Here is a 15,209-nt window from a genome sequence, read left to right on the forward strand (position 1 = left end):
TTGCCTTGCGGCTCAGAGTCGTTCGACGATGGTTGCGTTCGCCATGCCTCCGGCCTCGCACATCGTCTGAAGGCCGAATCGACCGCCGGTGGCCTCGAGGCTGCCGATAAGAGACGACATCAGACGCAGTCCCGAAGCACCGAGCGGATGCCCGAGTGCGATCGCGCCTCCATTGGCGTTGAGCTTCACCGGATCCATGTCGAACTCGGTCTGCCAGGCCAGCGGAACCGCGGCGAAGGCTTCGTTCAACTCGACGTAGTCGAGGTCGCCGATCTTCATGCCCGCACGGTTGAGCGCCTTGTGCGTGGCAGGGATCGGACCGGTCAGCATCAGTACCGGGTCGTCACCGGCGACGGCGGCGGTCACGAACCGAGCCCTCGGCCGCAGACCGAGCTTCTCGGCCATTTCGGAACTCATCAAGAGTGCGGCACCGGCGCCGTCGGTGATCTGCGAGGAGTTGCCTGCGGTCACCCGCCAGTCGAGGTCCGGATACTGCGAACGGGCTTCGTCGGTGCCGAACGCCGGCTTGAGCTTGGCCAATGACTCGAAGGAGGACTGCGGCCGAATGGTCTCATCCTTGTTCACGACCGTGCCGTCTGGGCAAACGATGGACGCGATCTGCGAATCGAAAACGCCTGTGTCGCTTGCTCGCTGCGCCCGCAGATGAGACTCGACGCTGAGGGCGTCCATCGCCTCACGCGACAGTCCGAACTTCTGCGCGACGAGCTCGGCGGCGATGCCCTGCGACGTCATACCAGGGAAACGTGCGGCGACGCCGGGGCCGGCTGGATCTGAGTTCTTGCGGTTCGTGCCCATCGGCACGTGACTCATCGATTCGATACCACCGGCAATCGCGATGTCATAGGCGCCGGCGACGATCCCTTGTACGGCAAAATCGATGGCCTGTTGGCCCGAGCCACATCGGCGTTCGATGGTTGCGGACGGCACCGAGACCGGCAGTCCGGCAGACAACCAGGCGTGCCGACCGGGAGTGCCCGATTGTTCTCCGACCTGGCCGACACAACCGACCAGCACGTCGTCGACGAGCGCTGGGTCGAAGTCGTTGCGGCCGACCAGCGCCGAGAAAACCTGCGCGAGGAGTTCAACGGGATGCAGTGGGGACAAGGCGCCTCCCGGCTTGCCTTTGCCCATGGGTGAACGCACGATGTCGACGAGCACGGCTTCTGGCATGTCAGAGTTCCTCTGTTTCTCGCTGTACCGCACATGACTGAGGGGCGGTTGGGGTTCGGAAGTTTCACCGGCGTCTTACATTCGTTATTTCGGACGCTTATCCGTATATGAGGATAGTACAGGCGCCTCCGTAGACCCGCAATGGCGATGAGACATCGCAATGGTCAACCCGAGAACCACCCCGACAAAGCCCTCCTACCAACACAACCGTTGACACTGCACAGCCGTACGAGATATCGTACGGCTGTTCGTATACACGTACGCACGATCGGACCCGTTCGCCCCCGCGGACCGGAAAACGCGATCGGTAGCGCAAAACGAGAGGCCGGGCGAAATGACGTCTGAAATCACCATGCAGCACGATCGACTGTTCGAGGAAAACCTGAGCGCCGCGCTGCAGGAAGCGAATGTCCCGACACTGCAGACGATGATCGTCCAGATGACCGGCGACTTGAGCTGGCTCGACGAGCCGTACCGCCCGACACGCTGCCAGGGGGTCGACGACAACGACACCGGTGGACTTGATCCTCAACTACAAGACAACATTCGGCAGGCAGCCTTTGAGGCGATCCTGGCTTGGCGTGCCGGCCGCGACATCGCCATCCCGGACATCTCCAACGAATTGCTATTGAAAGTCATGCGCGTATCTGTCGGCGAAGAGATTCCCGAGGATTACGCGCCCCTGATGGCCGCGAAGCTCGACTCGTATCTACATCCTGAGACGCAGACCCGCTCACTGGTTGACTTGGTGCCCAACGGATTTGAAGTTCTGGTCATCGGTGCCGGCATGTCCGGCATGGCGATGGCAGTCCGGTTGAAATCGGCCGGCGTCCCGTTCCGGATCATCGAAAAAGGTTCGGACGTCGGCGGTGTGTGGAATCAGCACCACTACCCCGGCTGTGGTGTCGACACACCGAGCCACCTGTACTCCTACTCATTCATGCAGGGCCGCTGGAACCGATATTTCGCATCACGTGACGAAGTCGTTGCGAACTACCGTCGAGTCGCTGAAGATTTCGGCCTTCTGCAGCACATCACCTTCAACACCGAGGTGATCGGCACCCACTACGACGAGGACGCCCACCTCTGGCGTTCACAACTACGCAATCCCGACGGCAGCGAGGATGAGATCACCACCAACCTGTTGGTCACGGCAGTCGGCGCCTTCGGCACACCCAAGTGGCCGAGCATCGAAGGCCTGAGCGACTTCAAGGGCGACTTGCTCCACACCGCAAAGTGGGATCCAACAGTCGAGCTCGATGGCAAAAGGGTCGGTGTCATCGGAAACGGCGCCAGCGCAATGCAACTCGTCCCGGCGATCGTAGATCGCGTGGAATCGTTGAAGGTGTATCAACGTTCACGCCAGTGGGCCGCACCCTTCCCGAAGTTCAAGAAGGAAATCCCGGCAGGCGCCAACTTCCTGTTCGCCGAAGTGCCGCTGTACGAGTGGTGGTACCGCCTGCGCCTGAGCTGGATCTTCGACAGCAAAACCTATGCGTCGCTACACGTTGACCCGGAATGGCCGCACCCGGAACGCTCACTCAACAAGATCAATGACGCTCATCGCCGCTTCTTCACCCGATACATCGAATCCGAACTCGGCGACCGCCAGGACCTTGCGGCGCGCGTCACCCCCGATTTCCCACCCAACGGCAAGCGGATGCTCCTCGACAACGGCTGGTTCCGCACACTGACCCGTGACAATGTCGAACTCGTCGACGTCCCGATCGAAAAGATTGACGAGACAGGCATCGTCAACAAGGACGGAACCCACCGCGAGCTCGATGTCATCGTCGCCGCCAGTGGATTCGACGTCGCACGGTTCCTCTCACCCGTCAACGTGTACGGCCGCAACGGTGTATCGGTGCGCGATGCCTGGGACGACGACAACCCGAAGGCGTACTACGGAACCGTCACACCGGACTTCCCCAACATGTTCATGCTGTTCGGACCAAATACCTCGCTGGGTCACGGCGGCAGCTTCATCTTCATCTCCGAGTGCCAGATCAACTACGTGATGAGCACTATCGAACAGATGTTGCGCGACAACAAGACCGAAGTGGAAGTACGGACAGATGTGTGTAACGCCTACAACGACCTGATGGACGAAAAGCACCAGAACATGATCTGGACCCACCAGGGGTTCTCGAGTTACTACCGCAACAACCGCGGTCGCGTGATCATGAACAGCCCGTGGAAAACGGTCGAGTTCTGGGAGTTCACAAAACAGGCAAATATGGAGGATTTCGTCACGGCAAAACGCGAAGACTCTTAGTCAGCAGACAACCTGACGGCACTCGTCCCCGCCTACCGGTGGGGACGAGTGCCGTTGTTGCTTCGAAGCACCGGGACCAAACAAGGGTCTTCGGCAGCGGCTGGTTTCGGCATGTTTAGGTATGAGTACATAACCGAGCAAGCCCGGCCGACCCCGAGGAGGAGAGCGTGACCGAAAGTCCGCCCGTCAAGCGCAGGGGCAGGGGACGGAGACCCTTCGCCGAGGTACACGCAGAGGTTCTCGACGCCGCCGGAAACGTTCTCATGGCCGAGGGTTTGGGCGGCTTCACAGTAGACAAGGTCGTCACCGCATCCGGTGTCAGTTCTGCCACGGTATACAAGTACTGGCCATCACGCGGAGCTCTCGCGTTGGACGGGTACCTCCACGTGGCCGGCGACTCAATGGCATTGCGCGATACCGGAAACGTCGAAGCCGACCTCAAATACATGCTCACTGCGTTCGTCAATACGGTGACCCGCAAACCCTTTGGACCGATATTCGCGCAATTGGTGGGCACTGCCCAAACAGATGCCGAACTTGCAGAGCAATTCGACCGCTTTTTCGGCCCGCGCCGATCCAACTTCTTCGCCATACTCGAGACTGCCACGGCCCGTGGTCAACTTCGGCCGGACACCGATGTAGGCGTGCTTGTGGATACAGTGTGGGGAGCCTGCTTTATGCGACTTCTGCTCCCCCACTTGACTCCCGGGCTGACCCCGCAATTCGTGGAAGAGGTGGTAGAACAGGCTCTCACCGGTGTCTTGGTGGAGCCTGTGACGAATCTTCGTAGGGCGATCGATCACCGGCCCGCATAACGCGACTCCTCGTGATCCGACCTTCTCTGGCCTGCCGCATCATCCCCAACCTACGATGGCGCGGCAGGCCGCGAAGCTACCCCTTTGAGGATCGCGTGCTGCTATAGCCTACTCGAATATTGCTGCAGATCAACGGTACTCAGCGCGATCAAAGACGCGAAGGTCATGCCCGGGCAGGATGACGTCGGCTTCCTTCGTCGACCGACGGATACTGGCGAAATAAGATTCGAGGTCAACGTGAATCGGGTTGGGCGTGAACTGGTCTCCGTTCAGATTCTGATGAAGCGGAAGGTTGTCGCCCGGGATCAGATATGTCTCGGTGCCAGAGACCAGTACGGACTGACTTCCGGGTGAGTGGCCCGGCGTATGCAAGATGTTCACACCAGGCGCGATCTCGAGATCCCCTTCGATGAGCGTCAGCTGCGCACGCATGAAGCCCGGAAGTGATGTACACATCCCATGTTCGACCTCGATCTCGTCGTAGGCGTGACGGTGCAGCGGCAACGGCGCGATCGCATACTGCAACTCACTCCGCTGGGCGAGCAGTGTCGCGTTCGGAAATCGATGGTTGTTGGCGCAGTGGTCCCAATGCAGGTGCGTGTTGACCACGACATCGATATCGTCGGCACCGACTCCGATGCCTTCCAGAGCTGCCACCGGATCCTGCTCAGCGGTTTGGCCAAGCGGATGATGGTGCAGAGCAGTCTCTTCCGGACACGCCACACCCGTGTCCACCAGAATGTGCTTATCTCCTGCGCGGACATAGAAAAAAGAGAATGTCAGATCGAGCGGCTCAGGGTCCGCCCCCATCAGCAATCTCGACAGTGTTCGCGCCGCCGTGCCGGCGCACAGCGGGACCACGCGTACATCGCTCATCGGAAACTCCTTGTTGACATCAGTCGGGATGGAGAGATCAGTCGTGCTCGGTGGATTCTCACAACGATGCGCTTCGCGCACCGGGAACGATTGCGACGTGGATCGCGCCGTCTGCAGAGTCCTCGAGCGTCCGTATCGCCTGTTCGGCGTCGGCGACGTCAAAGGAGTGCGTATGCATGTCTTCCATTGGATAGCGGCGACTTTCGAGCACAGCGATCGCTGGCTCGAACTCGGAGAAGGGGGTGGACAACACTCCCCGAATAACGAGCGCCTTGTGGATGATGTCATCGGGCATGATGCCGTCTACGGCACGTGGGCCCTTCAGCCCGACCAGAACAATCCGGCTGCCGCGTACCGCGATCTCGATTGCATGCCGTACCGAATCGGGCGCATTGGGCGTCGTGTCGATGATCACCTCAGCCCCGCCTCCGGTGAGTTCTCGCACCGCTTTGCTTACGTCCATGCCGGGCTCGACGATCAAGGTGTCATCTGCGCCGAGACGACGGGCCAATTCGAGTTTGTGGGCGTCTTTGGCCAGTCCGGTGACGACCACCTGCTTTGCGCCGGCTTCCTTGGCGCCGATCACGCAACACAGCCCGCGCACGCCCGCACCGAGGATGACCACGCGGTCGTCGGGGCCTGTTTCGGGAACAGTTTTCGCCCACGACATCCCCGATGCCAGCGGGTTGTACAACGCGGCGACACCGGCCGGCAGTGTCGGATCAATCTTGCGAACCACCGACAGGCGGTCCAGATACAGCATGTCGGCGTAGCCGCCCCACAAAGCAGGCGCGCGGTCGATACCGATGAAACCGTACGTTCCGCCCCGCTCAGCGCACTTTTCAGGTTGCCATGTCGCACACGCCTCACACTTACCGCACCCGAAGAACGGACGAACCGCCACTCGGTCCCCCGGCTCCACCCCCCACCTGCGGGAGGCTTCTTTGCCAATAGCAGCGATTACACCCACCGGCTCGTGCCCTGGAATGGACGGGAAGGGTGTGTGTCGGTCAGAGGCGGCCATCTCACCCCGGTATTGCTCGATGTCAGTGCCGCACAAGCCACATGCCTCGACTCGCAGAATCGCATCGTCGTCGCCCAACACGGGTAACGGAATGTTCTGCTGGACAATCTTGTTCGGCTCGATCAATACGGCGGCGCGGCTGGTGGATGGTAATGACATCGGACTCCTCATTCTACTATCACATTGAATCCAGTCCGGCCGGCCGCTGCTCCCGACCCAAAATGGTCGGCGAGCGGCGGCCGGCTGGACTGGTCATCTTTTCGATCTCACGTAGTCGCTAGTTGCTGCGAACTTCGACAGGCTTCCGGGCAGCGGCGGGCTCTCCGGACAACGTGCGATCGCGGGTCTCGGGCAATGCCAGGACTCCGGCAATGCTCGCCACCGAGAAGATCGACAACAACAGACCGATCGACCAACTGCCCCAGTTGCTCAACAGTGCTGTCGCGAAGATCGGGGTGAGTGCGCCGCCGACGATTGCTGCAAGGTTGTAGCTGGCACCCGCCCCGGTGTAGCGATGCTTGGTATCGAACAGCTCGGACAACAACGGACCCGCGGGTCCCCAGGTGAACCCGAGGATGGACGTCGTCAGCGCGAGCCCGACTCCAAACGCCCACATACCGCCGAGGTCGATGATTGGGAACAGAACGAGACCCAGTGCCGCCAGGGCTATGGTTCCACCCAGAATCGTTCGCTTGCGACCGATCCGGTCCGAGAGCATCCCGCCAGCCAATGTGGTTGCCGCATAGACCAATCCCGCGACAACACCCATACCGAGTACAGCCGGTCGGCTCAGGCCCGGACCGCTGGTACCGGTCGCGTAACTGGTCAGATAGGCCGTCGCCAGATAGAAACCACAGAACGTACCGACCAGGGCGAGCGCACCGATGATCACCTCGCGCCACTGTTCGCGAAACACGGAGACGAACGGAATCTGCTGCGGCTCGACTGACTCATTTCCGGAATGCAGATCTGCGGCTTGCTGCTCGGCGGCCGCCTTGAACACAGGCGTCTCGTCGAGTTTGAATCGCGCATAGAAGCCGACCCCGATCAGCAGGATGCTGAAGATGAACGGAATACGCCAGCCGTAGTCCAAGAACGCGCCGTCGCTGTCGCCCATGGCGAGAGAAGTGATGAGGAACGTCGCGCTCGCCAGCGAGAACGCCAGCGGTCCACCCATCTGCGGATAAGCGCCTGCCAATCCGCGCCGCGCCTTCGGTGAATACTCCGTGGCCAGGAGCACCGCTCCTGCCCACTCACCGCCCACAGCCAAGCCCTGCACGATTCGCAACAAGACAAGCAAGATCGGTGCAGCCACCCCAATCGTCGCCGGTGTCGGCAGCAAGCCAACAAGGACCGTGCACGATCCCATCATCGAGAGGGTGATGATGAGGGTCTTCTTACGTCCGATGCGGTCGCCGTAGTGACCGAAAATGAGGCCGCCAACAGGACGGGCAACAAATGCAACGCCCAGCGTGGCAAACGAAGCGAAGAGACTGGCCGTACCACCGAGCGCCGGAAAGAACACCTTCGGGAAGACCAAGGCAGCCGCGGTGCCGTAGATGATGAAGTCGTAAAACTCGAGCATGCTGCCGACCGTGCTGGCGACGACCACGCGCCGCATGGTCTTTCGCTCGGACGCTGTACTCACGGTTCCTCCGTTGGGTGTTGGATATTGGACGAGCGTCCATAGGATGGAAGCTGAGGGAAAACCTGCCGACTCGCGCGCCGACCGGAAATGAAGACAGTTCTTATTTAAGTACGGCTGTACGTTAATCCGTACACATCGCTTGTGTCAACAGTCACATCTTCCGGCGGCCGATGTGTTCGGCACGGCGCCAGCCCGATGGAGTCCAGCCCACAGAAAACCCCGGAATCCACTACTCGGGGACCGAGAGGCCATGGACCTCGGATACACGACCTTCTACGCTCTTGGGTACACGCAGTTTTCGCTCAACATCAGATTCCGCCGATTGCGGCGAAAGTCTCCACCAGCAAGACAGCACGATCACAATGCACCGGAGCACGCCATTACCGCAGATGAGCATCGGTCTCCACGCTCACCAGACTGCCCAACACGACGCTTTGTCCGAGTCGTACCACCGAGACGAGCCGCCGTTTTCGTTTGAACACTCGCCGTCGGCATTCCACAACTGGCGCCATAGCGCAAAACAACCTAAGCGTCCAAAGCGCTGATCCGAGTGACGTAGCAAGCTCAGAGCCGCCTGCAAACAGCTCATCCGGCTCAAGGGTCGACGTGATCAATGGCAATTCGGCGATAGTCACCGTCATCCCACACAAAGTGAATGATGTTCATATATACGAACAATTCGACGCTTGGGGATAGCCCAACACAGGGTTACATGAAACGGGCTTCCAGTCCACGACGAGTTCCTTACATGCTCGCCGACGCCACCTTCTGCAAGTCCGAATCGGTGCCCAGGCTGCCAGTCGAACATCATTGCGCCGGTTTCGTCCCCATAGATCCACCGGATAATTGCAGACTCGACGAGACCGTTCGCCTCACTGAAACGACCGCCGACCGACGGCGACCATCTCCCCAAGTCTGGCATGAGCGAGGAGCTGGCGGTCGTCTCCTGGGACAGGGATACACCCTTGACGGAACAGTGATTCACGTCATACCTTGTTCCTTAATCAATCGTTTGATTAATTAAGTCGGTGACGACGCGTCCAGAGGAGATCGGCCACCCCATGACAGATACTGAAACAGTTGTCGACCAGCAGACCCTGGTCGACCTGTACCGGACCGCTGTACGCATCCTCGCGTTCGACGAGACCTACCGGGCTTCCATGATGAGCGGGAAGTTCGGCGGAATGTACTACTCGCCGCGTGGACAAGAGTTCGCTGCCGCGTCAGTGGCGGCGCACCTTGCTCCGACCGACTACGTCGTGACGACGTACCGTGGCCTGCACGATCAGATTGCCAAAGGCATACCGCTGCGGGATCTTTGGGCAGAGTATCTCGGGCGCGCTGCGGGTACGTGCCGCGGCAAGGGCGGGCCCATGCATGTCACCTCCCCCAAGCATGGCCTGATGGTGACCACCGGGGTGGTTGGCTCGGGCCTGCCGATCGCCAACGGGCTGGCGTTGGCGGCGCAACTCAAGGGCACCGGTCAGGTGACGGTGGTCAACTTCGGCGACGGAGCGAGCAATATCGGCGCCTTCCATGAGGCACTCAACCTGGCGTCGCTGTGGAAACTTCCAGTGGTGTTCGTCTGCCAGAACAACAAGTGGGCCGAGTACACATCGCTTGAGGGTGGAACCACCGTCGTCAACATCGCCGATCGCGCAGTCGCCTATTCGATTCCGGGTGTCACGGTCGACGGCAACGATCCGGTGGCGCTGTACACCGCGGCCGGCGAAGCGATCGACCGTGCGCGACGAGGTGACGGACCCACCCTGCTCGAAGCCGTCACCTTCCGTCTGTGTGGACACTTCTTCGGTGACCAGAGCGAGTACATCCCGGCCGCTGAGCTCGCCGCTGCCGGTGCTGACGATCCGATCCCGATCTATCGGCAGCGTCTGATCGACGAATTCAGTGTTGCCGCAGCAGTTCTCGATGACATCGAGCAGCAGGCGACGGCCGAGGTCGAGGACGCCGCGGAATGGGCCTTTGATCAACCGCTACCCGACCCGTCGGAACTGACCACCGACGTCTATGCGCAGGAGACCAACTGATGAGCACCGCAACCGCAACTCGAACCATGATGATGCTCGAATCGATTCGCGACGCCCTGGATGTGGCACTCGACTTGGACCCGATGGTCTTTGAGTTGGGCGAGGACATCCAGGACCCCAAGGGGGGCGGCTTCGGTATTCACAAGGGCCTCGAGACCAAGTACGGTCCCGAACGGATCCGACGGACACCGATCAGTGAGCAGGCGATCATGGGCGCTGCTGTGGGTGCTGCGATTGCGGGTATGCGACCGGTCGCCGAGATCATGCTGATGAACTTCATCACGGTCGCCTCGGACCAATTGATCAACCATGCTGCAAAGCTGCGCTACATGTCCGGTGGTGTCACGCCGGTGCCGTTGACTGTGCGGACAACCACCGGTGCGGGTGCAGGCTTTGGTGCCCAGCACTCCGACATGCTCGAGAACCAGCTCATCCACACGCCAGGTTTGAAAGTTGTGGTGCCGTCGACGGCCGCGGACGCAAAGGGGCTGTTGCTCTCCTGCATCTTTGACGATGATCCGTGCGTCATGATCGAGATGAGCAGCCTGTACTTCTCCGTGCGGGACGAGGTGCCCGAAGGTGACTACCGGGTGCCGCTGGGCAAGGCTCGGGTGGCGCGTGCCGGTACCGACCTGTCGGTGATCACCTACGGGAAGCAGGTTGCGGACTGTCTGGCGCTCGCAGATCGGCTTGCGGCAGAGGGTATCTCCTTGGAGATCATCGACTTGCGATCGCTCCAGCCCCTTGACACCGAGACGATCTTCACGTCGGTGGCCAAGACCAAGCGGGCCGTTGTTGTGCATGAGGCGGTCACGCGGGGTGGATTCGGCGCCGAACTGAGCGCGCAGATCCATAGTGAACTGTTTGGTGAACTCGCCGGGCCCGTCGGTCGGGTCGGTGGCGCGAATACTCCAGTGCCCTATGCCTCCTCGCTGGAGCAGAACTTCTTGCCGACTCCACGCATCGAAGCCGCTGTCCGGGCCCTGCTCGGATAACACCAGACTCAAAGAAGGAATTTACCAAGTGTCACATGAAGTTCGGATACCCAAACTCGGCGTTTCGGTGGAAGAGGGCCAGATCGCTGAATGGCTGTGCAGCGACGGTGATGAGGTCGAGACAGGTCAGCCCATCTATGTACTGGGGACAGACAAGACCGAGGCCGAGGTCGAAAGTCCAGCGGCCGGACGCATCACCATCATCGGTGAGCCTGATATCGACTATCCGGTCGGAACTGTCGTCGCAACAATCGGTTGATTCCGATCGATCAATGAAAGGCATCCCGTGACAACTGATCTGACCTCTGGCCCGGAAGCTCAATCCTCCGGGTCGCCGACCGTGAAACCCTCTGCAAAGCCATATGTCTCGCGACATGACGTAGATACTTCGCAGGTTCCTTTCGGTGTTCGCGACGGAGTGCACGTGCCCGTCGAGCGGTACTACGACGAGGAGTTCGCAAAACTCGAATACAACAAGATGTGGCTGCACACGTGGCAGTTCGCATGCCGGGAGGAGGAAATCCCCGAACCCGGTGACTATATCGAGTACACAATCGTTGACCGGACTGTTGTTGTTGTGCGCCAGGCCGATCGCAGCATCAAGGTGCTCAACAACGTCTGCCCTCACCGCGCCACCCAACTCGTCCAGCCTTCCACCGTCGGCACCTTCGGTGGCAATCAGATTGTCTGCCCGTTCCATGGCTGGCGGTTCAACATCGACGGCTCGCAGTCGTATATCTACTGTCGTCAAGGATTTGTGGAGGAGTCGATCGATCCGGCCGTGATCAAGTTGGGTGAGGTCCGCTCAGGGCGTAGATACGGCTTCATCTGGATCAACTTCGACGACGATGCGCCGAGTCTCGACGATTTCTTCGGTACGTACGACACTCATCTTTCACCGATGGCGATGGATCGAATGCGCCTGCGGTGGTGGAAGTACACGATCGTGCCGGGGAACTGGAAGGTCGCAGCGGAGGCCTTCTTGGAGGCGTACCACGTGATGCAGGCGCATCCCGAGCTCACGCTCGGTGTGACGGGCGACGACTACGACGTCGACCGCATTCCCTACTTCCATCACGGTATGGGCCACGTCGATACCACCGCACCATTCGATCCGGAGGATCCCGGTGGTTATGAGATGGGACAGCCGCCAGTAGTTGGTATGGAACAGGGGCGCTACTTTGTCGATCAGAACCAGGTGCTCTTCGACGGGACCGATGGATTTGCCACGGCGCGCGACCAGTTCATAGCCGATCGGGTCCGCGACCTCCCCGATGATCAGGTGCTCTGGAAGTTCTTCGAGGAGCTGTACAAATACGCTGACGAGGCCGAGATTCCGCTCCCCGCACTGGATCCCAACTCCTCGACCTTCGGTTTCATTTTTCCGAACATGGCATTTCTGGGAATGACGGGCAACCTGTTGTTCTATCGGTTCCGTCCCAATGGCACGGACCCCAATTCGTCGATGTTCGAAGCGTTTGCGATGCAGATCCCGCGCAACGCGGACAAGGACATTGCTCCACCCGAGCGAGAGGGTCCGCTCGAGCCAGGCGACTGGCCTTTTGTTCTCCGCCAAGACATGGCCAATGTCTATCAGCAACAACGGGGCTACCGATCAGGTGCGATCAAGCACACAACGCTCTCGCCGCGGTATGAGCCGATGATCTTTTCGCTCCATACGCAAATCGATCGTCACATTGCCGGCAGCTGATCCATCGGGAGTCGACAGCTTCACCATGCGGGTGGAGCCTGCCGGCATAGACATTGAGGTGCGCCGGGGAGAGACCCTGATCCAAGCCGCCTGGCGCGCCGGGTATTACTGGCCCTCAGTGTGTTATGGGATGGGAACCTGTACGGCGTGCCGGTGCGAGGTCAGCGAGGGCATGCACCTGCTCTCAGAACGTACCGAAGTCGAGATCGAACTCGTTGCCGACCTCGGCCGCAGAGTGCGCCGTACGAACCCGCGGCGCGTTCGGATGGCCTGCCAGGCAATGCCATGCGGCGACATCGTTGTCCGAAAATCTGGGGTGAAGCCAGAGCCGCCAAACCGTGTTGAGGAGAGAGCGCATGCCGACAGTAGCGACTGAGTTCGATGTCATAGTTGTAGGCTTCGGAGCTGCCGGTGCCTGCGCAGCCATCGCCGCGGCCGAGGAGGGTGCCCGAGTTCTTGTTGTGGACCGCGCAATGGGTGGCGGTGCGTCGGCCGTCTCCGGTGGTGTTGTGTATGCGGGTGGCGGCACGCCCTATCAACAGGCGGCCGGCTATGACGATGACGCCGACAACATGTTCGACTACCTGCGGCAGGAGGTCCAAGGGGCGGTCAGTGACGACACCTTGAGACGGTTTTGCGATGACAGCGTGCATCAGCTGGCCTGGCTGGAATCCCACGGAGCTAAATTCGAAGGCTCGTTGTGCCCATACAAGACGACCTACCCGACAGACATGCACTACCTGTACTTCTCAGGCAACGAGAAGGCATATCCCTATCGACTGGACGCTAGACCCGCACCGCGTGGGCATCGCCAGGTGGCAACGGGCACCAAGTCAGGGCGCGACCTCTGGCGCGCGCTCCGCGATTCGGCACTGCGGCTCGGGGTGACGTTCCTGCCCCGCACCCGGGTTGATGATCTGGTGATCATTGACGGGGAGGTACGCGGCATACGTTGTCGCACTTGGATTGGCGACGATCGGTCCGCGCAGATAGTTCATCAGCGAGTGACCGCCATCGGTGCAAAACTGACCAACTGGGCTCCCCCGGTGGGACTTCCGATCACCGGTCTCGCCGAGAAGCTCTGGAAGAAGCGCGCGGTGCCTCGGACCTTCTCTGCGGACCGGGTGATACTCGCTGCCGGCGGATTTGTCTTCAACCCGGATATGTTGCAACGGCATGCACCCGCGTATCAACACATCCGCCCGCTCGGTACCAACGCCGACGACGGGTCCGGAATCAGCTTGGGCGTCGGTGCCGGTGGGGTCACAGATCGTCTCGATCGTGTCACTGCGTGGCGGTATTTCACGCCACCGTCGGCGTTGATCGAGGGGATCACGGTAGGTACCAGTGGCGAACGCATCGCCAATGAAGACCTCTATGGCGCGACGCACTCGGAAGTCTTGATTCACAAGTTCGGGGGCACAGGCTTCCTGGTGTTCGACGCCGCCACCTGGAAACGGGCCAAGTCGCAGTTCTTGTCCCAGACCGAATCGATCCTGCGTCTGCAGGTTGCCGCCATGTTGGTGTTCGATAGGCGAAAGGCCGCCACACTGCGCGATTTGGCAGACAAGGTGGGCATCTCCCCCGACGGACTCACAGCGTCGGTGGATGCCTACAACGCGGCGATCGCGTCCCGAAGCGAAGATCCAGGGCACAAGGCGTCCGAGTTATGCGCACCGATTGCCCGCGGGCCCTTCTATGCCATCGATATCTCGGTGCGCCCTTCCTTGACGTCACCTGTACCCGGACTGACTCTTGGTGGTCTGAAGGTAGACGGGGAGAGTGGGCAGGTCATGAAGGAAAACGGCACGAGGATTCAGGGTCTGTATGCGGCGGGCCGAAGCGCAACAGGTGTCTGCTCGAACAGCTATGTCAGCGGTCTGGCCTTGGCTGATTGTGTGTTCTCAGGGAAGCGGGCAGGCACCCACGCCGGACGGATGTCGCGGGCGCGTGGGGTCGCATGACAAACTCGAAGTGAACCCATCACCTAGTCAGGGGGCACTGTGTCAGCCACGCCACCGTTACTCGGTAGACCGATCGGCGCCAACGGTGAGGACACCCGGCGTCGGATTCTGGATGCGACCATGCAGTGTGTGGCAGAAGTGGGATACGCGAAGGCCACGATCCGGGAGATCGCCCGCAAAGCTCAGATGACCAGCGGCAGCCTGTACCACTATTTTCCCAACAAGACGGAACTGATCAACGCCACGTTCGACGAGGTCGCGCAGATGTCGATCCCACGGGTGGCTGACGCCGCGGAACATCATGTGGGCTACCACGACAGGTTGATGGCGGTGCTCGATGAGTGCGATCAGATGATGCGAGAGTATCCGCTCATCGCCGCGTTCGACCGCGCGATCCGAGTCGGTACCGCCCGTGATCTGGCGGAAAATCGCGACACACTTTTCTCAACGTTGAGCGGTGTCGTGGGTGGCATCATCGAGCAGGCCCAGCGTGAAGGTGCGCTCCGAGACGGAGTGAGTATCGAGAGTGCCTCCAATGCAATTTTCATTGTGCTCCGAGGTCTGACGGACTACGCCGCCACCTCGGAGCCGGAGGACTACCATGCGACCGTTGGTGCCTTGAAGTTGCTTCTCGGCGGCACGCTCTTCGACAACTAGCGAGC

At 60.5% G+C, this 15,209-nt stretch carries 13 protein-coding genes; 9 read left to right on the top strand and 4 right to left on the bottom strand.

The features are described from left to right. Positions 1-12: 12 nt before the first annotated feature. A complete protein-coding gene (locus AC1TPF_RS14625; protein WP_482137865.1) occupies positions 13-1,191 on the bottom strand; it encodes a thiolase family protein in 1,179 nt (392 codons plus the stop codon). Positions 1,192-1,525: 334 nt separating this feature from the next. On the opposite strand from AC1TPF_RS14625, the gene AC1TPF_RS14630 reads away from it, so the two are divergent. Then, a complete protein-coding gene (locus AC1TPF_RS14630; RefSeq protein WP_482137863.1) occupies positions 1,526-3,466 on the top strand; it encodes a flavin-containing monooxygenase in 1,941 nt (646 codons plus the stop codon). Between the two features lie 167 nt (positions 3,467-3,633). Continuing rightward, positions 3,634-4,281 carry a TetR/AcrR family transcriptional regulator gene (locus tag AC1TPF_RS14635; protein WP_482144525.1) on the top strand — a complete coding sequence of 216 codons (648 nt, stop codon included), beginning with the start codon at positions 3,634-3,636 and terminating at the stop codon, positions 4,279-4,281. Positions 4,282-4,410: 129 nt separating this feature from the next. On the opposite strand, the gene AC1TPF_RS14640 is transcribed toward AC1TPF_RS14635, so the two are convergent. The 3 genes from AC1TPF_RS14640 to AC1TPF_RS14650 form a co-directional block, all read right to left on the bottom strand. Then, positions 4,411-5,238 carry an N-acyl homoserine lactonase family protein gene (locus tag AC1TPF_RS14640; protein ID WP_482144526.1) on the bottom strand — a complete coding sequence of 276 codons (828 nt, stop codon included), beginning with the start codon at positions 5,236-5,238 and terminating at the stop codon, positions 4,411-4,413. After that, positions 5,216-6,340, bottom strand: a complete 1,125-nt coding sequence (locus AC1TPF_RS14645; RefSeq protein ID WP_482137858.1) for a zinc-dependent alcohol dehydrogenase — start codon at positions 6,338-6,340, stop codon at positions 5,216-5,218. The genes AC1TPF_RS14640 and AC1TPF_RS14645 overlap by 23 nt, the downstream gene beginning before the upstream one ends. 118 nt (positions 6,341-6,458) lie before the next feature. Continuing rightward, positions 6,459-7,829 (bottom strand): MFS transporter, encoded by a 1,371-nt coding sequence (locus tag AC1TPF_RS14650; RefSeq protein WP_482137856.1) that lies wholly within the window; start codon positions 7,827-7,829, stop codon positions 6,459-6,461. 1,061 nt (positions 7,830-8,890) lie between these two features. Here AC1TPF_RS14650 and AC1TPF_RS14655 point away from each other — a divergent pair. The 7 genes from AC1TPF_RS14655 (at position 8,891) to AC1TPF_RS14685 (ending at position 15,204) form a co-directional block, all read left to right on the top strand. After that, on the top strand, positions 8,891-9,877 hold the full coding sequence (locus AC1TPF_RS14655) for a thiamine pyrophosphate-dependent dehydrogenase E1 component subunit alpha (RefSeq protein ID WP_482137854.1): 987 nt from the start codon (positions 8,891-8,893) through the stop codon (positions 9,875-9,877). Continuing rightward, the gene (locus tag AC1TPF_RS14660; protein ID WP_482144527.1) at positions 9,877-10,872 is read left to right on the top strand and encodes an alpha-ketoacid dehydrogenase subunit beta; all 996 of its coding nucleotides are present in this window, start codon (positions 9,877-9,879) and stop codon (positions 10,870-10,872) included. Before AC1TPF_RS14655 ends, AC1TPF_RS14660 begins: the two co-directional genes overlap by 1 nt. Positions 10,873-10,900: 28 nt before the next feature. Then, a complete protein-coding gene (locus AC1TPF_RS14665; RefSeq protein WP_482144528.1) occupies positions 10,901-11,131 on the top strand; it encodes a biotin/lipoyl-containing protein in 231 nt (76 codons plus the stop codon). A 165-nt stretch (positions 11,132-11,296) separates the two neighbouring features. Continuing rightward, complete coding sequence (locus AC1TPF_RS14670) at positions 11,297-12,583, top strand: aromatic ring-hydroxylating oxygenase subunit alpha (protein ID WP_482144529.1); 1,287 nt, start codon at positions 11,297-11,299, stop codon at positions 12,581-12,583. A 25-nt stretch (positions 12,584-12,608) separates the two neighbouring features. Continuing rightward, complete coding sequence (locus AC1TPF_RS14675; RefSeq protein WP_482144530.1) at positions 12,609-12,959, top strand: 2Fe-2S iron-sulfur cluster-binding protein; 351 nt, start codon at positions 12,609-12,611, stop codon at positions 12,957-12,959. Then, positions 12,940-14,547 (top strand): FAD-binding protein, encoded by a 1,608-nt coding sequence (locus AC1TPF_RS14680; RefSeq protein ID WP_482144531.1) that lies wholly within the window; start codon positions 12,940-12,942, stop codon positions 14,545-14,547. The genes AC1TPF_RS14675 and AC1TPF_RS14680 overlap by 20 nt, the downstream gene beginning before the upstream one ends. 39 nt (positions 14,548-14,586) lie before the next feature. Next, on the top strand, positions 14,587-15,204 hold the full coding sequence (locus AC1TPF_RS14685) for a TetR/AcrR family transcriptional regulator (protein WP_482137844.1): 618 nt from the start codon (positions 14,587-14,589) through the stop codon (positions 15,202-15,204). Positions 15,205-15,209: the final 5 nt, after the last annotated feature.

The organism is Williamsia sp. Y853 (assembly GCF_056786495.1).